Raw genomic sequence first — 21,706 nt, 5'->3', positions numbered from 1 at the left:
CGGAGCCACCCGGCTAGAGCCCCCAGTCCGGCCTGCTCCCGCCGGACTTCTTGCGAGGAGCCGGCGCCGCCTTGCGCGGCGCCGCCGTCGACGTGGTCCGAGCGGTGGCCGGAGACGCGGGGCGCGCGGGCGCGGCGCTCCGCGCCGCCGCCGCGGAGGGGACGGCGGATGCCTGTGCCGGCGCCAGGGAGGCGGCGCCCGGCGCGCCCGCGCCCGGCTCGAGCGGCAGCGGGGCCGGCACCACCGCGGGGGTCGCCGCGGCGCGCGCCTCGGGAGCGCTCGCGATGGCGGGGACCGCGGCGGGCCCGGCCGGCGCGCCGCTCGACGGCGCGGCGAGCGCGGGCGCCGCGGCGGCCGCGGACACCTGGGCCGCGGTCGGGTCACCGCCGGTCGATGCGCCCTTGAGCGTGGCGATGAACAGGCCGCCCCCCACGGCGACGATCGTCGCCCCGATGGCGACGCGCCCCGCGACCCGCGCGATGGCGCCGCGCGCCGCGTGCGGCGCCGACAGGTTGATCGCGCCGGTCAAGGTGCCCGGCAGCGAGTGCGGGTTCGGCGTCGAGGCGCGGACATCGTTCGGGTCCGAGCGCCGCTGGATGGGCATCGTCGTCAGCTGCGCCACCGGCGGCGTGCCGGGGTCGGCGAGCCCGGACACGCCGCCGGAGACCAGCGACGACCACCCGGCGCCCAGCGAGGTGTCCCCCACGAGCGAGAAGAACGGCGGCGCGCCCGCGACGCGCGCGAGCTCGTTCACCATGTCGCGCACGTTCTGGAACCGCTTCTCCCGATCGCGCGCCAGCGCCCGCTCGAAGAACGCGTCGATGCCGCTGGGCAGATCGGGGGCGAGCGCGCGCGCCGACGGCACCGTGCCGAGGATCACCTTCGTGACCACGCGCCCGATCGCGTCGCCCGGGAACGGCAGCTGCCCCGTGAGCATCTTGAACAGGATGACCCCGAGCGACCAGAGATCGCTGCGCGCGTCCACGTCCCGCTCGCCATAGAACTGCTCCGGGCTCATGTAGTTGGGCGAGCCCATCACCTCGCCGGTGGCCGAGATATCGGTCGCGAGCACCGCCGAGACGTCCTTCGCGATCCCGAAGTCGAGCAGCTTCACGATCTCGCCGTCCTCGCCGTCGACGCGCGCCAGGAAGAAGTTGGCGGGCTTGAGGTCGCGGTGCACGAACCCCGCTTCATGGACGCTGCGGAGCGCCTTCCCGGCCTGGACGATGATGCGCAGCGTCTCCGGGAGCGAGAGGCGGCCGCACCGCTGGAGGCGCTTGCTGAGATCCTCGCCTTGCAGGAGCTCCATGACGAGGTAGGGCACCTCGTCCTCCTCCTCGAAGCCGAAATCGTGGACCTGCACGATATGAGGGCTCTTGAGCTGCGCGGCGGCGCGCGCCTCCCGCTCGAAGCGCGCCCGGAGCACCGGCAGCCGCGAAAACGAGTCGCGCATGAACTTGATCGCGACGAGCGTGCCGAGCTGTACGTGCTGCGCCACCCAGATCGAGCCCATCCCGCCGTGCGATAGCTCTCGCTCCAGGCGGAACTTGCCGGCCAGAAGGACGTCTTTCTCGAACTTCATACGCCCGGTCACCTCCCGAGGGGGGAGTCGAGAGGATACCGAATCCCGGGCAGGACGCGAAGCTCCGTGTGGTCGCTCCGGCGCGGGGAGCAGCACCTCGTACGACCGTCGCGGGGGGCGGTATGCAAACAGGCGACACGGCGCCGGAGCAGGGCGACGGGGCCAGGACGGCGCGCGCTGCGCCCCAGGCGTGCCCGCGCCGATCCGTCCCCCTGGGCGAAAGGTGAGGCGACGCGTGCGGCAGGTCAGAAAGCAGCCAGGGGTGCTGACGCGCTGCAATGCGCAACGCCGCTGCCGCTGCCCGATCCTGCCCCGGGATGCGCGCCGCGCTAGCTCGCCGGGCCGCCGGAGGCCGGCACCAGCGCCAGCACCCGGGCCGGCGCGCCGCTGCCGCGCGCGAGCGGGAGCGGCGCGACCACCACGACGGCCCCGGCCTCGGGCAGCTGCTCCAGATTGGCCAGGTTCTCGATGTGGTAGCCGCCGGCGCCAAGGAAGGCCCTGTGCTGTTCGAATGTCTCGCTCTGCCCCGGGTCGGTCGACAGCGTATCGATACCGATGCAGCGAACGCCGCGCTCGCGCAGGTAGCGGCTCGCCTCCACGGACACCCCGGGAAAGTGCATGACGCCCTGGGGGTCCTGGTTCAGGTACCTCGCCGGATCGGACCAGCGGGCCCCCCAGCCCGTCCGGATCAGCACGATATGCCGCGCGCCGAGCGCGCCGTGCCGCGCCTCCCAGCTGCGGAGATCATCCACCGTGACCCGGTGGTCCGGGTTCGCCGCCACGGCCGCCGTCACGTCCACGACCGCCGCCGCCCCGACGAGCTGCTCCGGCGGGATCTGCTCGACGGTCGCTGTGCCGGCCGTGAAGTGCGCCGGCGCGTCCACGTGGGTGCCGGCGTGCTCGTCCATCGAGAACCGATTGGAGCAATACGCGTCCTTCTCGAGGGTGCTGAGCGCCTCCGACGCATAGGGCTCGTCGCCGGGAAACAGCGGCATTTCCGGGGTGATCGGGTGCGTCAGATCGACCACCCGCGCCGTGGCGAGGTCGATCACCCAAGCTCCGTGCGCCTCCTGCATGGCGCACAGCTCACCACGAGCCCGCTGCCCGCACAAGGCACGTCGACGGGCGGTCGCGCCGCGCCGCGAGCGCCGCGCCCGCCCGACGCGACGACCGAGCGGGCATGCAGACGCGCTTCGGCGACGACTGCTCGCGGCAATAGCGCAGGGCCGCCGCGAGCAGCGTCCCGGACGACGAGCCGGCGAGGATGCCCGTCCTGGCGCACTGGGCATGAGGGGCGGGTGATCAGCCCTGTCGTGTCCGTGGCGCTGTGATCCGGCGGAGCGCGCCCTCTTCTCCTGTCGTTGCGATCTCCAGATCGGAAAGGAGCTCGGGTGAGGCGAAGACGCCCTCTCCGGCTTGGTCTGGCACCCACGCCGCGACCTCCAGCAGCTTGCCGGCTGCGGGCGAGCCGTTGCCGGTATCCATGAGCTCTCCCGCGTGGAGGCACAGGCGCACATCGACCCTGGGATCGCGCCCGGAGCGGGCCTCGATCCGCTGGTAGATCGCGAGCGCCGTGCGCACCACCCGGCGGCGCGCCTCCCTGTCCCCGGCCGGGTCGTCGGGACGATCCGCCGTGAGAAGCATGCTGCTGCCGGTCTGCGCCATGGTCGTGAGACCGGCGCTGACGAGCTCGGCGGCGATGAAGGGGAGGATGACCTCGAGATCCGCGAGCAATCCATCCTCCGGCTCCTCGAGGGCGCTCGGCTCGACGTGCACTTCGGCGTAGAGCGCGAGCGCCTGCCGCTCGCGCGCGGCAGAAGGCAGCGCGCCCGTCCCGCCGCTCGCCTCCACCTTGACCCTCAGCTCGCTCAGAAAGGCCGTGATCGTCGGGGTGCGCTCCCTGCGATCCTTGCTCATCGCACGGAGGATCACCTCATCCAAGACGGGATGGACGCGCGCCCGGGTGCTCGGGCGCGGCGGGTCCACGTAGAGGTGCAGCTGGCGCAACATCGGATAGGAGCGCTCGACGAAGGGCGGCTCGCCGACGAGCATCCGGTACGTCAGCACCCCGAGCGCGTAGACGTCAGCGCGGGAGTCGATCGACTCGCCGAGGATCTGCTCCGGGCTGATGCACGTCGGGGTCCCGACGATGTGCCGCGACGACGTGAGCGCAGGCCCCGGCGCATCGAGCAGCTTGGCCACGCCGAAGTCGAGCAGCACCACCCTCCGCCGCCCGCCCTGCTCGGCGAGAAAGACATTCGATGCCTTGATATCCCGGTGCACGATCCCACAGCGGTGCGCCGCATCGAGCGCGCTGCAAAGCGGCTCCAGGAGCGCGAGCACATCGGTGGCGGACAGGCGTCCGCGGGCGCGGAGGTGCTCGTCGAGACTACATCCCTCGAGCAGCTCCATGACATAGTAGGGGTGACCACGGCTGCCGAGCCGCCCGTGATCGAAGATCTCGACCACGTTCGGATGATCCAGGCGCTGTATCGCCTCGATCTCCCGCGCGAAGCGGACGACCGCATCGAGATCCGAGGCGAGGTCGGCGTGAAGGACCTTGAGCGCCGCGGCGGTGCCGCGCTCGGCGTGCGTGGCGCGATAGACGAAGCTGAAGCCACCCCGGGCGAGGGGGCGATCGAGGATGTAGTCGCCGACGCGAGCCCCCCGCGGCAGGGTGCGGAGCAGCGGATCGGGCGACGGGTCCTCCTGCGTGCGCGTGGCCTCGGCCTCCCGTATCCGAAGTGTGGCGTCGTCGAGGGCGCTCGGCTGATGAGCCACGGCCGCCATCGCCAGCGCGGAAGGGGTATGTGAGCTGGGGAGCGTGTCGTCTTCCGTGGTTCGTGCCATGCGCCGGACAACAACGATATCATGAGCGCCGCTCACGGCCCCGGTCCGCGCCCGTCGCGAAGGGAAAACCGATTTGCATCGCTGTCCATCGTGCCACAGGCGGATCGCAGAGGCGGCCTCGTGCCCCCGGCACGGCGGGCCGCCGCCTGGGCCTGTGCCCGCAGAGGCCCGCGGCTCAGCGCCGCGCGTCGAGGGCTTCCGTCTGACCGAGCTCCTCGGTCTGGGCGGCTTCGCTGCCGTCTGGGCAGGCTGGCGCGAGCGCGACGAGGTGCCGATCGCCGTCAAGGTCGGCCTGATCGACGCGGAGCAGAGCGAGCCGCGCTTCCAGCGCGAGGCCGGCGCTCTCGAGCGGATCGGCCCCCCGCACGTGCCGCGCCTGTACGGGCAGGGGAGGCTCGACGATGGCCGGCCGTGGATCGCCATGGAGCGGCTGCGAGGGCGCACGCTCGCGGCCGACCTCGCGGCGCTGCCCGGGCCGCCGGACCCGGGCTGGGCGCTCGGGCGAGCCGATGCGCTGCTCGTCGCGCTCGAGGCGGCGCATGCCCGGGAGGTGATCCACCGCGACGTGAAGCCGGAGAACGTCTTCCTCGTGCCAGCGAGCGGCAGCGGAGCGCGCGCCGGCGCGGAGGAGCGCGTGGTCCTGCTCGATTTCGGCCTCGCCAAGCGGGGCGCCGGCGCCGAGGCGACCGGCGCCGAGCTCACGCGCGCCGGGACCATCGTTGGGACGCCCGTCTACATGTCGCCCGAGCAAGCGCGCGGGGACCTCGCGATCGACGCGCGCGCCGACATCTACGCGTTCGGCGTGATCCTGTTCGAGCTCCTGACGCTGCGACCGCCGTTCGTCGGCGACGCGGGCGCCATCGAGCACGGCCACCTCGCGCTGCGTCCGCCGCGCCCGACCGAGCTGGCCGCCGTCCCGGCCGCGATCGAGGACGTCGTGCTCGCATGCCTCGCCAAGGATCCAGACCGCCGGCCCGCGAGCGTGTCACTGCTCCGACGCGCCCTCGCCGCGGCGGGCGCTGGCCGCGCCAGCGGCGCTGTCGTGGGGGCTCGCCTCGCCGGCGGCGCTGTCGCCGTGCAGGCGGCCCCGCCCGCGGCCCCGGCCGAGCTGCCCGAGAGCGCGGGGAGCGCCCGGCTCATCGCGGACGGGCGCGAGCCGGTCGTGGTGCTTGTCGCGGACGTCAGCGGCGCCGTGCCGTCGGCCGTCGCCGCGCTGGCGAGCCGCAAGGGGCTCGTCGTCCGCCAGCGCGGACGCCGCCTCGTGGCGCTGTTCTCGGGCCGCGACATCGAGCATCCGGCGCAGGCGGCGCTCGCCGCCGCGCGGGAGCTCGCCGGCCGGTGCGACGCGCGCGCGGGGCTCCACCTCGCGGGCGTCAGCGTGCGCCGGAAGGGCAGGTGCGCGCCCGTCGCCTATGGCACGGCGGTCGATCGCCCGGAAGGCTGGCTGCCGCCCGAACCCTGGTCCGGGGTCGTGCTCAGCGCGGAGATCGAGCGCGTGCTGGTGGAGACCGAACCCACGCCACCCTCGACAGGCGCCGCGGCCGCGATGGGCGCGTCGACCGCGACGGGCGCGGTCGACGGCGAGGTGCCCCTGCTCGGGCAGAGCGAGGTCGTCGAGGCGCTGGCAGCGAGCGCCGCCGCGGCCTTTGACGGCACGTGTCCCGGCCTGATGACGCTGCTCGGCGAAGCCGGCCTCGGCAAGACGCGCCTCGCGAACGAGGCGGCTGCCGTGGCGCGATCGCTCCATCCGGAGGCGCTGGTGCTCTCGATGCGCGCGGCGCAGCCGCTCTCGTGCGAGGTCGCGCGAGAGGTGGAGGAGATCCTGCGCGCCGCGCTGGGCGCGCCGGAGAGGCCGCCGGCCGACGTCGAGGCGTTCTGCGTGGAGCGGCTCGGCCAGGAGATCGGGCGCGCGGCGTGGCCGTCCGTGGCGTCGGCGCTCGGGTGGGGCGCCCCGTCCGGCAGCGCGTCGCGCGACCACGAGCTCCTGCGGGCGATCGCGGAAGGGCTCCGCCGGCGCGCGCGCCGCGGGCCGGTGGCCGTGATCCTCGACGACGCGCACTGGGCGGACGACGCGCTGCTCGATGCGCTCGAGGTCGCGACGCTCGACGGCGCCGGCGTGGCGCTCTGGGTCGTGGTCGCCGCGCATCCGCGGTTCGAGCAGCTCCGCCCCGGGTGGGGTACCCGCACGCAACGCTTCGAAAAGAGGGCGCTTTTGCCGCTCGACGAGGGCGCCGGGATGCGGCTCGCGGCGGAGCTTCTCCTGCCGGCGGAGTACCCGCCGGCGGACACGCTGAGGCGGCTCGCCGCGTGGGCCGGCGGCAATCCGGCGTGCCTTGTGGCGATCGTCCGGGAGCTGAAGCGGGCCGGGATCGTGCGCCAGCGGTCGAACACGGGCAGCTACTACGCGGCGACCGCGGCGCCCGAAGGCCTTTCGCCCTCGCCTGGGTGGCAGTGGCTGGCCCTGCGGAGGCTCGAAGCGCTGCCGCCGGAGCTCGCGGCGTGCGCGCGGCTCTGCGCGGTGCTCGGGGCCTCGTTCACCAGGGCGGAGCTGGAGTGGGTCCAGGACGCCGCCGATCGGGCCGGTGGGGCCGGGTCGCCGGTAGACGCGGGCTTCGGCCTGAGCGCGCTGGTCGAGCGGGGCATCCTGGAGCGCGCGCCGCGCGCGTCGCGCACGCTAGGCGAGCGGTACGCATTCCAGAGCGGCGTCTTCCGGGACTCGGTGGTCGAGCCGCTCCATCCGGAGCACCGCAGGGACACCCACCGGTACGCGCTGGCCTTCTGGCGAGCGCGGGTCTCCGCCGGGGATGCGACCCCGGAGACCCTTGCCTCGCTGGCGCGGCACGCGAGCGCGTGCGGAGCGAGCGAGGAGGCGGCGGAAGCCTACGTGAAGCTCGGGGACATCGCGCTCTCAGCTCACCGACACGTCGAGGCCGACCAGCACTACAGTGCGGCCCTCGAGCACATCTCTGCGGCGGACCTGCGCCGGCGCGCGCTCGCGCTCGCGGGCCGGGGCAGGATACGCTACCGAGCGCACCGGACGCGGGAAGCCATCGAGGATCTGACCACGGCGCGCGAGCTAGGCGAGCGCCTCGCCGACGAGGTGCTCGTCGGCGAGATCCTCCTGGAAGAGGCCATCCTGCTCGACTGGACCGGGGATTACGAGGGGTCGGCGCGGCGCGTGGAGCAGGCGCGCCCCCTCGTCGCGCGGTCGGGCTCACCGCGGCTCGCGGTCCGGCTCGTGGTGGCCGATGGACGCAGGTGCGTGCGGACGGCGCAGGTGGCGCAGGCGATCGCGCTCCTGGAGAAGGGCGCCGTCGAGGCGGAGGCGCTCGGCGATCACGACAGCCGGATCGTCGCGCTGCTGCTCCTGCCGGTCGAGCTGGCGCACGCGGGCTCGTTCAGCGAGGCAGAGGAGCGCGCGCGCGAGGCGATCGACCTCTGTGCAAGGGTCCACGATCTGCCGCACCTGTGCGTCGCGTACATGAACCGCGTCGTGCTCTGGACGCTGAAGAAGTCGCCGTCCCGGGCCACGGCGGATCTCCGGCGCGTCATCTCGCTTGCGCGCGAGATCGGCAACCCATGGCTGGAGCGCGTGGCGACCTACAACGTCGCCGAGCTGCTCTACTGGAGCGACCGGCGCGAGGACGCGCTCGTGCTCGCCCGCCGGGCCCATGTCCTGGAGCGGCGGTTCATCGAGCGCCCGGTGCCCGAGTGCTCCCTGCTGCTCGCACGGCTCCTGGCCACGGCAGGGCAGCACGACCAGGCGCGCGAGCTCATCGCCTGGGTAGCGGGCGCCTGCCCGCCAGAGCCCGGGGCGCACGCTGCGTTTGCGTGCTTCCGGATGCTCCAGGCGCTGCTGATCGACGAGGCGGGGGGCGCCGTCGATCCCCAGGAGGGAATGGCCCATGAGACGTTGGATGAAGCGATGGGCGCAGCCAGCAGCGCGGGAAGCGTGCTGTTCGCCGATGAGTTCCTGGAGATCCTGTACTGGCGGGCTCGCCTTGCCCTGCGGGACCGGCGAGATGCCGACGCTTCTGCGGTCGTACACAAGGCGCAGGCCATGCTGGGGGAGCACCCGGCGTGGCGGGCTCGCTTCGACGGCCTCGCGCGCGCCCTCGAGAAGGTGCTGGCTGGGCCATGCGGCACCTGAGGGCTGCAACATGCAGGCACCGCCGGATCTCGGCCGCATGGGTGTTGTACGACTCACGTGCTTCGCGGGGCGGCGCGGCCATTTCTCATGCAGGGCCTGCTCCTGCCGGGGCGGGCGGCTGAAGCAGAGGGCCGGCCTGCGCCTTGCACAGCTTGCTCGCCGAGCACATGCGGTCGGCGCCGCGCGCGCCTCGGGGGGATCATGTCCATTTCACGAGCGTTCAGCGCTGTCATGACGGGGTTTTCTCTCTTCATCGCCGGATGTGGAGCAGAGCGGCACAGCGGCATGAGCTCGCGCACCGAGGAGCAGGACGCGATCATCGTCATGAACGGAGACGATCCTGCTTTCTTCTGGCGATCCGCGACGCAGCAAGCCTTGCGCGCCCTGGCTGAGGTGCCGCTCGAGGGATCGAGCGGCGAGCTCACCGACACCCCGCTGCTCGCGAGCGCAGAGGGGCGGCGGCTCCTCTCGTACATGGTCCTCTGCGCGCTCCCTGAAGGCGAGGCGCTGCGCGGTGGGGCCGCGGGGATCTCCTTCGAGGGCACGGTCGGCCTCGCGCCACGGTGGAGTTCGTCGCCTCTCGACGACGTCGAGACACAGCGGTGGATGACGGCGTGCCTGCTTCAGACGCTCAACGGCCTCAGCATGGAAGTGGAGGTCCGGATGACGGGGAGCCACCAGGCGCTCGCCGGGCGCCTGGGGGCCGCGCCGTCCGAGTTCACCACCCCGGATGCCACGATGTTCGGCAACCTCTTCCATCCGGACAGCCCGGCTGCGTTCGCCTGCGTCGACAACACGGATGTGGCGGCGTGCGGCGTCGACTGGAGCGGACATTCGGTCCAGCGGATCTGCGGCATCTCGCCCACGTGCGGCGTCACCCTCCTTGGCCCGTGCTCCCTCGCCTGCGCTCGCGACGCGGACGGCCACTCCACGTGTGACACGCCGGGAGGCGGCCGCTACGTGGAGGCCATCACCACGAGCCTGCATAGCAGCATCTCTCTCGACTCGTTCGCGCCCTGCAGCCCGTGACGCGCCGGGCAGGCTCGGCGCTTGCCTGCCTCGGCTTACGACGACGCGCTCCGGGAGCGCGGGCCGGTCGCTCGTATGGTAGCCTGAGATCGATGGCCTCGGAGCGACCCCCCTGCCAGGATGTCGGCGCGACGGCGGTGCTGGAGGCGCGCCCCCGCGAGGTGGCGTTCAGCCGGTTCCACGTCCAGGTGCAGCTCGGCCCTGATCAGGGCGCCTCGCAGGTGGCAGATGCGCCGGAGCTCGTGATCGGCTCCGCCCGCGGCAACCAGCTTGTCCTGACCGACCAGGCCGTGTCGCGGCACCACTGCGTGATCACCGTCACGCCACAGGGGTTTCTGCTCCGGGACCTCGGCAGCACCAATGGCACGAGGGTCTCGGGGATCCGCGTCGAGGCCGCGTACCTCGATCCGGGGGCGCTGATTGGCGTGGGCCAGTCCACGCTCCGCTTCGACGTCCTTCCGGACGAGATCCGCGAGCCGCTCGGCGACGAGGACCTCTCCGGGCGCGTCCTCGGGCAGAGCACCGCGATGCGGCGTATCTTTGCCATGCTGCCGCGGGTCGCGGCATCCGACTCGACGGTGCTCCTCGAAGGGGAGACCGGCACCGGCAAGGGGCTCTTCGCCGAGCTCATCCATCAGCAGAGCCGCCGCGCCTCGGGGCCGTTCGTCGTGATCGACTGCGGCGCCATCCCACCCACGCTCATCGAGTCCGAGCTGTTCGGGCACGCCAAGGGGGCCTTCACGGGCGCGCAGCAGGCGCGGGCGGGCGCCTTCGAGGCAGCGCGCGGGGGGACGGTGCTGCTCGACGAGCTCGGCGAGCTCCGACTCGACCTGCAGCCCAAGCTGCTTCGCGCCCTGGAGGAGCGGACGATACGGCGGGTCGGCAGCCTCGACCCGATCCGCCTGGACGTGCGGGTGATCGCCGCCACGAACCGCGATCTGCGCCAGGAGGTGAACCGGGGCAACTTCCGCTCCGATCTCTTCTATCGGCTGAACGTGGTCCGGATACGCGTCCCGTCGCTGCGGGAGCGCCGCGAGGACATCCCGCTGCTCGTCGCGCACTTCTACCGGCAGTTCGCCGACGGGGCCAACCCGCCCCTGGGGCTCGTGGAGGCGATGGCGCGCCACGACTGGCCGGGCAACGTCCGCGAGCTGCGCGGCGCGGTCGAGCGGGCCGTGCTGCTTGGGGATCCGGTCCTCTGGCGGGAGGGCGCGGCGACCGAGGGCGAGGCCGCGCAAGGCGAAGCCCGCGAGAACGTCTTCAGGGAAGATGATCTGTCGCTGTCGTTTCGTGAGGCGAAAGAGCGAGTCATCACGCTCTGGGAACGCGCTTATGTCCACGCGTTGATCCGCGCCAATGGCAGCAATGTCTCGCGCGCGGCGCGGGCGGCGCGGATGGATCGCAATTACCTGCGGGAGCTGCTTCGCCGGCACGGCGTCCTGGCGACCGACGCCTGAACGTCCGTGGGCCATCCCTGGCGCCGACGTGCCGGGCGGCCCGGCAAGCGATCATGACACCGCATCCAACCGGGAGGAGGGCGTGGAGGAGTTCCCCGGTTCGCCCTCCCATGTTCACGGTCGAACCCGGCCGCGGCGACCTCGGATCACATCGGCGTGCGGAACATGGCCTGCGCGGAGCAGAGGACCTGGGTCACCGCCTCCGCCTGCGCGTCGCTGGCGGCCGCCGCGGTGAGCGTCGGCGCGAGCGCCTCGACCCCTGCCGCAAACTTCGCGTAGGCCTCGACGATGCCGTCCAGCTCGGCGTCGAGGCTGGCCGACGCGCTCGCGCCGGCGTCCGCCTCGGCGTCGAGGTAGGCCGAGAGCGCGGCCTTCAGGTCGGCGTCGAGCTGCGCGTTGAGGTCGACCGTGGCATCGAGCACCGTCCGCAGCGCCGCCTCGGCGTCGGCCGTGGCGCCCACCAGGAGGCCGAGCGCACCGTCGGCCTCGGCCTGCGCCTCGCCGGAGAGGCTCGCGATGAAGTCGGCGCGCGCGGTCGTGATCGCGTCCACGCTGGCTGCTGCGGCCACGTCTGCCGTCAGCTTGGCGCCAGCGTCCGCGATCGCGTCGACGGTGGCTTGCGCGGCGCCGCTCATCTTGGCGATCTCCGTGGTCGCCTGCGCGGTCGCGCGCGCCTCCAGCTGTGCGGCGGCGTGGGCGCAGGCGAAGAGGACCACCTCTACGTCCGCGGACGCGTCGAGGGCAGCGCTGAGCGCGGCGCGGAAGGTCATGCTGGCCGCGGCCTGCGCCTGGGCGCGCACGTCGGCGGCGGCTCCTGCGGCGTCCAGCGCGGCGTCGACCTCCGCGAGGAACTGAGCGGTCGCCTCGCCGGCGGGAACCTCGCTGTCCAGCGCCGCGTTCAGGGTCCGGGCAGCCTCCAGCTCCGCGCTGGCGAGCGCGCCCGCGTCGATGTTCGCTCCCGCGGCTGCGAGCGCGCGCAGCTCCGCGTGGTGCGCTCCCAGGGTCGCCCCGGCGATCGCCTTCACGACCGCCTTGGTCTCGGCGCCGGCAGACGCCGCGGCCGCGACCGCGGCGGCGAGCTCCGCGTCGACGAGCGCGCGCACGTCCGTCGCCACGGTGGCGTCCACCGCGACGCTGGCCGCGAGATCGATGAGCACGAGCGCCTCGACCGAGCTCTCGGTCGAGATCGGCGCCGCGACGGCGATCTCGCCCGCGGCGCTCCCTGCCGCATCGAGGAACGCGGAGCCGATCACCTGGCCCGAGCCGTCGAGGGCCTGCACGATGAGCGGCTTTGCGTCCACCGGGACCTCCGCGGAGAAGGCCCCCGCCGCGTCGATCGTGGTCTCTGCCAGCGACTCGAGCGCTCCGCTCTCGAGCAGATGAGAGACGCGGACCGTCTTCGTGCTCGCGACGGTGCTCTCGCCGGCGAGGCTGTGGTCGTGAGACCCGGCGCCCTCGTCGGTCACGTGTCCGTTGACGATCGCGAGCGCGCCGTCTCCGGTCTGCGGATCGCCGTCCGAGGACGAGCCACCGGAGCCGGAGGAACATCCCAGGGCCATCGAGACGCCAATCACCAGGGCCAACACGCTGCACTTCGAAGAGATGGTTCTCATGCTCACTCCTGTGTTTGCGGTGTACGCTCCGCGCCGCTGGGCCATGTCGTTCGGACGAGCCGACGACCTCCCCGCGACGCGACCACGACGTGATCACGAGGCGATTTGCGGAGGTGGTCGCCGGCCGGCGCCGAAAGGAATCAGGTTCCGCGCTGCGCGCCTGCTGTCCTGACCTCCAAGCAGGCTGCGTGCCGTCGGCGCTGCGCGCCTGGCCCGCGGGGAACGCACTGCAGGACCGCGCGTCTTCAGCGTGGAATCAACGGTTCTGAAGGTGCGAATCGACCGGGTGTCACAAGCGCGAAGGGGGGTCGGTTGCTGGGGACAGCCAGCAGTGCTGCAGGCTGTCGCAAGCAGCGGCCGTCAACTTCCGTTCCGGATTGGACGTCCATGTAAGTGCGTTGATGTCGACCTGCGCATGCTCGGATGAACTCGGCCACGTCCTCCGCGCTGACGCAACGGTGCTGGTGCCGTGCTATCTCGCCGGCTCGTCGGAGGCCGGCACCAGCGCCAGCACCCGGACGGTCGCGCCGCTGCCGCGCGCGAGCGGCGCGACCACCACGACGGCCTCGGCCTCCGCGCCGCTGGCGCAGGGCGCGCAGCCTTCCCCGGAACCAACCTCGCCGCCTCCGGCGCAGGGCCCGCGCGGCGAGGGCGAGATCGGCCCCGGGTGATCCCGGCCGCAGACCCGAGCAGCTCGACCACCGCCCGCTCGGCCCCCCCCGTGCACGCCCTCCCCTGACAACGCCGTTCGAAGCGCTCGGCGACGCGGTTGTCATCGGTGTGCCCCACGCCATTACGACGATGTACCCGGATCAGCATCGCTGGTTTCGTAGCGCTTTCGCTCGCGCTTTTGGTGGGCTGCATCTCAGCGCAGGAAGAGGAGGAGGGCTCCGTAGGAGTTGCCCCTAGCGCCCTCGAGTTCGTCAACGCCCTCAACCCCAATGCTCTCAACCCCAATGCCCTCAACCCCAACGCCCTCAACCCCAATGCATTGAGCTCGGCGGCCCTGAGCGCGATCCGGGATCCGGGGGCGGCGGGTGATCTCTCGCGCCAGCTCCTCAACTATGTGGTCGGCTGTGCGTTCCTCCCGTCGCAGTCGTTCAGCTTCTCGTGGCTCGATGGCTCGGGCAAGGTGCACAACGAGGTATACTGGGGAATCATCGGCCTCGTTCCGGACTGGAGCACCAAGGCGCTCGACCTATACAACCAGCAGTGGATCTCGGCGTGCCTCGCGTCGCGGACGAACTGGTACGGCGTCTCCGTGACGATCTCCTCGCGGGGCACTCCCTCGGCCCTCGACAAGGCCGGTACCCCCGAGCTCACGGCCTACACGCGTCTGGAAGGCGCCTTCTGGGGCAATCTGTTTGTCCCCTCTCCTTACCTGAACGCCTGCTACGACGAGGCCAATCGCAGCTATGTACGGTCGCTTATGCGGGAGTGCGCCGCCGGTCACCTCACTAGCGGCGGGGCCGTCCAGCAATGCGGGATGATCAGCATCCGCGGGTCGTGCGCCTCCTGCGAGGCGCTCAACACGAACGGCATGTACTACCCGAGCTGCGTCAACAACCTCACCGGCAGCCAGGAGTCGACCTCCCGTGTGATCACCGTCTTTCTTCGCTAGCGCGCCGCGGCTCCAGCTCGTGCGCCGTTCAGTCCCTGGTTCAGCGTCCATGGGGACCGGGCAGCTCAGCACTCCCTAACACGCGATCAGCGACGAACCAGAGCGACGCGGCTCCAGCATCGCGCTACCTCGACGGCTTGCCGGCGGCCGGCACCAGCGCCAGCACCCGGGCGGGCGCGCCGCTGCCGCGCGAGAGCGGGAGCGGCGCCACCACCACGACCGCCCCGGCCTCGGGGAGCTGCTCCAGGTTGGCCAGGTTCTCGATGTGGTAGCCGCCCGCGCCGAGGAACGCCTTGTGCTGATCGAACGTCTGGCTCGGCCCCGGATCGGTCGACAGCGTGTCGATGCCCACGCACCGCACGCCGCGCTCGCTCAGGTAGCGGCTCGCCTCCACGGAGACCCCGGGAAAGTGCATCACGCCCTTCGCGTCCTGGTTCAGGAACTTCGCCGGCTCGGACCAGCGGGCCCCCCACCCCGTCCGGATCAGCACGATGTGCCTCGCGCCGAGCGCCCCGTGCCGCGCCTCCCAGCCCCGGAGATCGTCCACGGTGACCTGGTGGTCGGGGCTCGCCGCGACCTTCGCCGTCACGTCCACGACCGCCGCCGGCCCCACGAGCTGCTCCGGCGCGATCTGCTCGACCGTCGGCGTTCCGGCCTTGAAGTGCGCCGGCGCGTCCACGTGCGTGCCCGCGTGCTCGTCCATCGAGAACCGGTTGAGGTAGTACGAGTCCTTCTCGACGGTGCGGACCGTCTCCGATGCATACGGCTTGCTGCCAGGATACAGCGGCATCTCCGGCGTGATCGGGTGCGTCAGATCGACCACCCGCGCCGCGGCGATGTCGAGGACCGCGGGCGCGGACGGCGGCGCCGCGGCGGGCGGCGACGCCGCAGCGGGCGCGCACGCCGAGAGGGCGAACGCCGCCGAGCACAGCGCGTACGCCGCGGCCCCCCTGACGCCCGCATGAAAGAAGCTGACCACGCCGGTCCCCTGCGCCTTTTGCATGGCGCACATGTCACCACAAGCCCGCTGCCGCTACAAGGTGGAGGCCGGGCCCTCGCGCCGGGCCGGCTCAGACCTCGTGCAGCTTCACCCGGCGTCGCAGGTAGTTGAGCAGATCGATGCGGGTGACCAGCCCGACGAACTCGTCGCCGTCGGTCACGATCGGCACGAGCCCCGCGTCGAACATCGGAAGGAGATCCCGAATCGGCGTCCGCACGTCGACCGTGCGGAGCCGCGTCGTCATCGCCGTCTCCACCGCCTTTCGGAAGCGCGTCACGTCGTCGACGGCGGCGAGGAGGAGGTCGGACTCGTCCACCAGCCCGACGATCTTGCCGTCCTCCAGGACGGGCAGCTGCGACACGTCGTAGAGCTTCATCCTCGCATAGGCCACGAGGAGCGCGTCCGACCGCTGCACCGTGACCACCGCCCTGTCGGCGTGGCGGCGCGTGATCACGTCGCGCAGATCCCCTGTCGGCGCGCGGTCGGTGAAGCCCTGATCGGCCATCCAGAAATCGTTGTACATCTTCGACAGGTACTTGTTGCCGCTGTCGCAGACGAGGGTACAGACGCGCTTCGGCGACGACTGCTCGCGGCAATAACGCAGGGCCGCCGCGAGCAGCGTCCCGGACGACGAGCCGGCGAGGATGCCCGTCCTGGAGAGCAGCAGCCGCGCCGTCTCCAGGCTCTCCCGGTCGGAGATCGTGTAAGCGCGCTTGACATGGGAGAGGTCGAGGATGGGAGGGAGGAAGTCCTCCCCGATGCCCTCCACGAGCCATGAGCCCGCCTTGCCGAGCTTGCCGGTCTTGACGTAGCCCGCCAGCACCGAGCCCTCCGGATCGGCGAGCACCATCTCGCAGCGCGGCTGCGCCCTGGCGAAGTAGCGCGAGAGCCCTGTCATGGTGCCGCCGGAGCCGACGCCGCACACCATCGCGTCGATCCGTCGATCGAGCTGCGCGTCGATCTCGGGGCCGGTCCCTGTCTCGTGGGCGAGCGCGTTCGCCGGGTTCTCGAACTGGTTCACGTAGAACGCGCCCTCCTCGCGCGCGATGCGGGCCGCGAGGTCCTGGTAATAGCTCGGGTGGCCCTTCTCGACGTCGGAGCGCGTCATCACCACCTGCGCGCCGAGCGCCTTCAGGTGGAACACCTTCTCCTGGCTCATCTTGTCCGGGATCACGAGCGTGAGCCGGTAGCCCTTCTGCGCCGCGACGAGCGCCAGGCCGAGCCCGGTGTTGCCCGCCGTCGCCTCGACCACATGGCGCCGCTCGCCCCCGAGCTGGCCGGCGCGCTCGGCCGCCTCGATCATCGACAGGCCGATGCGATCCTTGATGCTGCCGCCCGGGTTCTGGCTCTCCATCTTGAGGAAGAGCTCGCACGGGCCGGCGTCGAGCTGAGTCACCTGGATCATCGGGGTGTGCCCGATGAGAGCGACGATGTTCTCTGCGGGCGCAGGGGTCGGCAGGGGCATTGGCATACAGCTCAACGGTCACACGACGCGCACCGTCTGTCGAGGAGTTCGACCGGGCATGACGCGCGTCGACCCGCGCATGCGCGCGTCTGCCCGTGTCGACGCGGGCAGACGCGCGTCGACACGGGCAGCCTTGGAAAACGGAACAACGTCCGCTAGGATGGACTGCTCCTTGCGGGGCGCGCGCGGGGGCGTGCCAGACAAAGTAAAGATAGTTTCTCATGTCTCGACCGCTCACAGGGGCCGTGGCGCTCGTCACGGGGGGAAGCCGCGGCGTCGGCAAGGGAGTCGCGCTCGGGCTCGGCGAGGCCGGGGCCACGGTGTACGTGACCGGGCGGACGGTCGCGGAGGGCGAAGCGGTCATCCCGCTGCCCGGCACCATCGATGGCACGGCCGACGAGGTGACGCGGCTCGGCGGGCGCGGGATCGCCGTCCGCTGCGACCACCGGGACGACGAGCAGACCCAGGCCGTCATCGAGCGGATCCGCGCCGAGCAGCACGGGCGGCTCGACGTGCTCGTCAACAACGTCTGGGGTGGATACGAGCACTTTCACGATGGCACCGAGTTCTGGACGGAAGCCGGGTTCTGGGCTGCGCCGTTCTCCCGGTGGGACAAGATGTTCTCCGCGGGCGTGCGGGCCCACTACGTCGCGAGCGCCCTCTCGGCTCCGCTCATGATCGCGCGGGGTCGCGGGCTCATCGTGAACATCTCGTTCATCGCCGCCGAGAAGGACGACATGGGCGTGGCCTACGGCGCGGCCAAGGCCGCCTGTGACCGCATGGCCAGGGCGATGGCGCACGAGCTCAGGCCGCACGGCGTCGCGGCCGTCAGCCTGTACCCGGGCCTCGTGCGGACAGAGGGCGTGATGAAGCACGCGTCCTTCTTCGGCGAGCAGCTCAAGAACAGCGAGAGCCCCACCTTCATCGGCAGGGCCGTCGCCGCCTTGGCCGCCGATCCGGGCGTGATGCAGAAGAGCGGAGAGGTCCTGATCGCGGCCGAGCTGGCGAGGGAATACGGCTTCACCGACGTGGACGGCGCCCAGCCGAGGTCGATCCGAAAGGCCGACGCCGGCGGCTCGGCGCCGTAGAGAGCGTCAGGCGGCGGGCCGGACGGCCTTCTGGAACGCCGCCAGGCTGCGCGCGTTCAGCACCTCGCCCCGGCGGAGGCCGCCTCGCCGCGCGGTCCCCACGCCGAACCGCAGGTTGTGGAGCGCGCTCGTCGAGTGCGCGTCCGTCGAGATGACGAAGCGGATACCGCGCTTGCGCGCCTCCTTGATCCACCGGGGCTCCATGTCGAGGCGGTACGGGTCCCCGTTCACCTCGATGGCGGCCCTCGACTCGGCCACGGCGTCGAGCACCTCCTCGACGCGGCACGCGAACGGCTCGCGCCGCTGGATGAGCCGGCCGAGCGCGTGCCCCCAGATCTTGAAGACCGGCAGCCGCATGGCGCTGACGAGCCTGCGCGTCATCTGGTCCGCGTCCATCTTCATGCGCGAGTGGATGCTCGCGATGACCACATCGAGCTGCTCCAGGATCGCGTCCGGATAATCGAGCTTCCCCGATTCGAGGATATCCGACTCGGTGCCTCGGAGGAGCTTCACGCTCACGCGCTCCTGGACGCGGGCGATCTCGTCCCACTGATGCTTCAGCCGGTCGAGGCCGACGCCGTTCGCGTAATGGGCGGCGGGCGAGTGATCGGTGATGGTGAGGTATTTCATCCCCATCGCCTCGGCCTCCAGGGCCATCTCCTCGATCGTGTTCTTGCCGTCCGAGTACACCGTGTGGCAGTGCACCATCCCCTGGATATCGCCCTCCTCGACGAGCTCGCCCTCGCGGCCCGCCCGCGCGGCGCGCTCGATGGCAGCGACGATGTCCTCCGCGCTCTCGCGGAGCTCGGGCGCGATGTACGGGACGCCGATGTGCTCGTAGAGGTCCTCTTCCGTCTTCACGGAGAGGCGCTTCTTGCCCCGCGAGAGCCCTCTCTCGTCGAGCGTGAGCCCCAGCTCGCGCGCGAGCGCGCCGAGCGCCGACAGGTACTCGGGCGCCCCCGTCCGGTGGTGAAGCGCGGCCGCGTAGTCCCGGGGCGGCACGCAGAGGAGCTCGCCGCGCAGGCCGCCCGAAAGCCTCACCCTGCAACGCGCGTCGCCGCGCTCCTCGACCTCGGCGACCCGCGGGGACCGGACGAAGCAGTCGATCACCTGCGCGGCGTCGTCCGCCGCGGCCACGAGGTCGATGCCCGTCACCGTCTCTTCCCAGCGCCGGATCGAGCCCGCGAGATCGGCCTGCTCGGTCGCCTCGCAGCCGCGCACGTGGGCGAGGAGCGGCTCGGCCGCCTCGAGCGCGTCGACGAGCAGGACGCGCTCGTCGCGCGCCTCGTGGAGGGCTATCCCCTCGAGAAGGCTCGCCTCGGTCTTCGCCCCGAAGCCCTTCACCGCACGGACCTTCCCGGCGAGACAGGCCCTCTTCAGCTCCTCCACGCTGCCGATGCCGAGCGCCTCGTGGAGCGCCTTCATCCGCTTGAGGCTCATGCCTGGCACCTGGGCGAGCTCCAGCACGCCGCTGGGCAGCTCGGCGCGGAGCTCCTCGAGCTGCCCGGAGCGCCCCGTCTGGTAGAGCTCGGCGATCTGGGCGGCGAGCGCCGGGCCGATGCCCTTGATGCCGGTGAGCTTCTTGCTCCTGACGAGCCCGCCGAGGTCGTCCGTGAGCTGCTCCAGCGCCTCGGCCCCCGTCTCGTAAGCGCGCGCTCTGAACGGGTTCTCCCCCTTGATCTGGAGGAGCGTGCCCGTCTCGCGGAGGGCGCGGGCGATGTCGAGCTTGTCGAGCATGGATGACGGCAACTCTAGCACTCGCGGGCCGCAGGAGTTCATGCCGCAAGGCCCCGTGCAGCGGGGCAGTTTGCCACAGCGCCACCAGCGGAGGCGTCAGCGGCCGCGCCCGGTTGGGAGGACCGGCGAGCAGAAGGCGAGCAGCCGCCCCGACGGAACCTCCCACAGTCGCGACAGGCATCGACCGGGAACGCCGAGAGGGTCCGTTCAGCGCGCGCCGGCTGCCACCTTTGCCGGCGTCACGCCGAGGACGCGGCGCATGCACCTCGCCATGTGGCTCTGGTGCGAGAACCCGGCCGCGATCGCCACCTGGCTGGCGGGCAGGTCGCCGCGCAGGAGCAGCGCCTTCGCGCGCTCCACCCGGCGCTGGATCACGTACTCGTGCACCGGCACGCCGGTCGACCGCTTGAACAGCGTCTTGAGGTGGGACGCGCTGACCCCGGCGACGCCGGCCAGCCGATCGAGCGACAGGTCGTGATCGAGGTGCTCCTCGATGTACGCCGTCACGCGCCGCAGCTGCGGCGCAGACAGCCCTCGCCGCACGCGGCCCGGCGCCTTGTAACGGCCGAGCAGGTGCGCGGCGAGCGCGACGCCAAGGCTCTCCCTGTAGAGAAGCCCTGTCGGATCGCCGGCCCTGCGCTCGGCGTCGAGCGCCCAGGCGATGTGCTCGATCTGCGGGTCCTTGATCTGGTGGCGCGGCTCCAGGCCGGCTTTGTCGGGGTCGAGCCCCATGTCCGCTGCGACCCGGCGCAGCAGCGAAGGGGACAGCGCCAGGATGAGCGAGGTGCCCGCGTCGTCCTCCTGCCAGACGTCCGAGGCTCCGGCGGGGATCAGGTCCACGTCGCCGCGCGTGTAGACGAACCGATCGGCGCGGCAGGCCCCGCGTACCGGCGCGCCCGCATGGATCTTCACCCGATGATCCTGCGACGCCTCGAGCGCGATCACGCCAGGCTGGGTCGAGTGAACGCCGACATGGACCCCGACGTAGGGGCGCGGCGCGCCCGTGGACGGCTCCAGTTGGAGGGGGGCTCGGGTCTGTCCGATGACCTGCATCCCCGCCAGTATCCACCGCCGCCGAGCGGCGCGCCACGGGGCGGCTCCGCGCTCACCGCCGTCCGAACGTGCTCTCCGGGCGTCCGATCGTGCGCGACGGCCCGGGTCGCAGGCCCCCACCTTGGCGGCCATGAAGGCGCGCCCGTCACCGGCAGACGGGCCGTAAACGAAGGAGCTCACATGCGTGAAGTCACGGTCATCGGTCTGGGTCTCATGGGCACCGCGCTCGCTCGGGGATTGCTCCGCGGCGGCGCCCGCGTCACCGTCTGGAACCGCTCGATCGCGAAGGCCGCGCCGCTCGTCGCGGAGGGAGCGGTGCTGGCCCCGAGCGCGGCCGCAGCGGCGCAGGCAAGCGAGATCGTGATCACCTGCATCACCGACTACCGCGCGACGTACGGCGTGCTGGAGGGGCGCGACGTGGTCTCCTCTCTCGCCGGCAAGGTGCTCGTCCAGCTCAGCACGGGTAGCCCCGAGGACGCGCGTACCCTCGAAGCGTGGGCGAAGCAGCGCGGCATCGACTACCTCGACGGCGCCATCCTGGCCACCCCGAGCCAGATGGGGAAGCCGGAGAGCAGCATCCTCGTCTCGGGCTCGGGCTCGGCTTACGAGAAGAGCAAGCCGCTGCTCGAGAGCACGGCCGGGACCGTGAGCTACCTCGGCGAGAAGGTCGGCTGGGCGGCGGCCATGGACCTGGCGTTCCTGTCGCACCTGTTCGCGGGGCTGCTCGGCTTCTACCACGGTGCCCGTATCTGCGAGGCCGAAGGGATCCGCGTGGCCGACTTCGGGGCCATGGCCGCCGTCGTCGCTCCGGCGATCGGTGGGATGGTCAAGCACGACGCGGACTCCATCCAGTCCGGAGCGTACGAGGCCTCGGAGGCCACGCTGGAGATCTGCGCGCAGGCCGTCGAGCTCATCCAGCGGCAGGCGCGGGAAGCGAGGATCAACGCCGAGCTCCCGGCGTTCGCCGCGGCGCTCTTCAGGAAGGGAGTCGCCGCGGGCTTCGGGGCGGAGTCGTCCGCCGCGCTCATCAAGGTGTTTCGCGAGAGCGCTTGAAGCTGGCG

The 21,706-nt window shown here is 72.0% G+C and carries 15 protein-coding genes; 7 read left to right on the top strand and 8 right to left on the bottom strand.

Annotation, left to right across the window (positions count from 1 at the left end; translation table 11 throughout):
- Positions 1 to 13: 13 nt before the first annotated feature.
- From WME97_RS47085 to WME97_RS47075, 3 genes are all read right to left on the bottom strand, one after another.
- A complete protein-coding gene (locus WME97_RS47085) occupies positions 14 to 1,582 on the bottom strand; it encodes a serine/threonine-protein kinase (RefSeq protein WP_437547632.1) in 1,569 nt (522 codons plus the stop codon).
- A gap of 329 nt (positions 1,583 to 1,911) precedes the next feature.
- Complete coding sequence (locus WME97_RS47080) at positions 1,912 to 2,658, bottom strand: cyclase family protein (protein WP_437547631.1); 747 nt, start codon at positions 2,656 to 2,658, stop codon at positions 1,912 to 1,914.
- A 226-nt stretch (positions 2,659 to 2,884) separates the two neighbouring features.
- Positions 2,885 to 4,432: a serine/threonine-protein kinase gene (locus tag WME97_RS47075; RefSeq protein ID WP_437547630.1), complete on the bottom strand. Its 1,548-nt coding sequence runs from the start codon at positions 4,430 to 4,432 to the stop codon at positions 2,885 to 2,887.
- Between the two features lie 154 nt (positions 4,433 to 4,586).
- Between WME97_RS47075 and WME97_RS47070 the strand changes: the two genes are divergently transcribed.
- The 3 genes from WME97_RS47070 (at position 4,587) to WME97_RS47060 (ending at position 11,068) form a co-directional block, all read left to right on the top strand.
- A complete protein-coding gene (locus tag WME97_RS47070) occupies positions 4,587 to 8,582 on the top strand; it encodes a protein kinase domain-containing protein (RefSeq protein ID WP_437547629.1) in 3,996 nt (1,331 codons plus the stop codon).
- A gap of 231 nt (positions 8,583 to 8,813) precedes the next feature.
- On the top strand, positions 8,814 to 9,611 hold the full coding sequence (locus WME97_RS47065; RefSeq protein WP_437547628.1) for a hypothetical protein: 798 nt from the start codon (positions 8,814 to 8,816) through the stop codon (positions 9,609 to 9,611).
- Positions 9,612 to 9,703: 92 nt separating this feature from the next.
- Positions 9,704 to 11,068 (top strand): sigma 54-interacting transcriptional regulator, encoded by a 1,365-nt coding sequence (locus tag WME97_RS47060; RefSeq protein WP_437547627.1) that lies wholly within the window; start codon positions 9,704 to 9,706, stop codon positions 11,066 to 11,068.
- 146 nt (positions 11,069 to 11,214) lie between these two features.
- Here WME97_RS47060 and WME97_RS47055 read toward each other — a convergent pair whose 3' ends face one another.
- Entirely contained in the window at positions 11,215 to 12,681 is a 1,467-nt protein-coding gene (locus WME97_RS47055) for a hypothetical protein (RefSeq protein ID WP_437547626.1), read from the bottom strand.
- 401 nt (positions 12,682 to 13,082) lie between these two features.
- Between WME97_RS47055 and WME97_RS47050 the strand changes: the two genes are divergently transcribed.
- Both WME97_RS47050 and WME97_RS47045 read left to right on the top strand, forming a co-directional pair.
- Positions 13,083 to 13,352 (top strand): hypothetical protein, encoded by a 270-nt coding sequence (locus tag WME97_RS47050; RefSeq protein ID WP_437547625.1) that lies wholly within the window; start codon positions 13,083 to 13,085, stop codon positions 13,350 to 13,352.
- A gap of 182 nt (positions 13,353 to 13,534) precedes the next feature.
- On the top strand, positions 13,535 to 14,302 hold the full coding sequence (locus WME97_RS47045) for a hypothetical protein (RefSeq protein WP_437547624.1): 768 nt from the start codon (positions 13,535 to 13,537) through the stop codon (positions 14,300 to 14,302).
- Between the two features lie 124 nt (positions 14,303 to 14,426).
- On the opposite strand, the gene WME97_RS47040 is transcribed toward WME97_RS47045, so the two are convergent.
- A complete protein-coding gene (locus WME97_RS47040) occupies positions 14,427 to 15,305 on the bottom strand; it encodes a cyclase family protein (RefSeq protein WP_437547623.1) in 879 nt (292 codons plus the stop codon).
- A gap of 67 nt (positions 15,306 to 15,372) precedes the next feature.
- Positions 15,373 to 16,767 carry a pyridoxal-phosphate dependent enzyme gene (locus WME97_RS47035; protein ID WP_437547622.1) on the bottom strand — a complete coding sequence of 465 codons (1,395 nt, stop codon included), beginning with the start codon at positions 16,765 to 16,767 and terminating at the stop codon, positions 15,373 to 15,375.
- Between the two features lie 221 nt (positions 16,768 to 16,988).
- Between WME97_RS47035 and WME97_RS47030 the strand changes: the two genes are divergently transcribed.
- Positions 16,989 to 17,855, top strand: coding sequence for an SDR family NAD(P)-dependent oxidoreductase (locus WME97_RS47030; protein ID WP_437547621.1), 867 nt, complete (start codon positions 16,989 to 16,991; stop codon positions 17,853 to 17,855).
- A gap of 6 nt (positions 17,856 to 17,861) precedes the next feature.
- On the opposite strand, the gene WME97_RS47025 is transcribed toward WME97_RS47030, so the two are convergent.
- Together WME97_RS47025 and WME97_RS47020 are read right to left on the bottom strand one after the other, a co-directional pair.
- The gene (locus tag WME97_RS47025; protein WP_437547620.1) at positions 17,862 to 19,592 is read right to left on the bottom strand and encodes a helix-hairpin-helix domain-containing protein; all 1,731 of its coding nucleotides are present in this window, start codon (positions 19,590 to 19,592) and stop codon (positions 17,862 to 17,864) included.
- 207 nt (positions 19,593 to 19,799) lie between these two features.
- Positions 19,800 to 20,645, bottom strand: a complete 846-nt coding sequence (locus WME97_RS47020; RefSeq protein ID WP_437547619.1) for a helix-turn-helix domain-containing protein — start codon at positions 20,643 to 20,645, stop codon at positions 19,800 to 19,802.
- A 180-nt stretch (positions 20,646 to 20,825) separates the two neighbouring features.
- On the opposite strand from WME97_RS47020, the gene WME97_RS47015 reads away from it, so the two are divergent.
- On the top strand, positions 20,826 to 21,698 hold the full coding sequence (locus WME97_RS47015; protein ID WP_437547618.1) for an NAD(P)-dependent oxidoreductase: 873 nt from the start codon (positions 20,826 to 20,828) through the stop codon (positions 21,696 to 21,698).
- Positions 21,699 to 21,706: the final 8 nt, after the last annotated feature.

Origin of the sequence: Sorangium sp. So ce367 (assembly GCF_051520455.1) — a bacterium.
Lineage (GTDB): Bacteria > Myxococcota_A > Polyangia > Polyangiales > Polyangiaceae > Sorangium > Sorangium cellulosum_B.
Note: the sequence above shows the minus strand (reverse complement) of the source record. Positions and strands in the feature narration are given on the sequence as shown.